This window comes from Shewanella sp. T24-MNA-CIBAN-0130, from assembly GCF_040310185.1.
GTDB classification, from domain to species: Bacteria; Pseudomonadota; Gammaproteobacteria; order Enterobacterales; family Shewanellaceae; genus Shewanella; species Shewanella psychromarinicola.
The window spans coordinates 1-268 of record NZ_JBEOPP010000332.1 but is presented as its reverse complement, the minus strand read 5'-3'; the positions used below and the strand labels follow the sequence as shown (position 1 = coordinate 268).

At 56.3% G+C, this 268-nt stretch carries 1 pseudogene; it reads right to left on the bottom strand.

From position 1 onward, the window contains the following. Positions 1-268 (bottom strand): annotated as a pseudogene (locus AAEZ02_RS22605) (hypothetical protein); the annotation flags it as partial.

The window sequence follows — 268 nt, the reverse complement described above, 5'->3', positions numbered from 1 at the left end:
GTCTAGCACCTTGCTGGCTGGACTACCGGCGGTGGGCGTGTCTAGCACCTTGATGGCTGGACTACCGGCGGTTTGGGTGTCTAGCACCTTGATGGCTGGAATACCGGCGGTTTGCGTGTCTAGCACCTTGATGGCTGGAATACCGGCGGTTTGCGTGTCTAGCACCTTGATGGCTGGAAAACCGGCGGTTTGCGTGTCTAGCACCTTGATGGCTGGAATACCGGCGGTTTGAGTGTCTATAACATTGATGGCTGGAATACCGACGGTT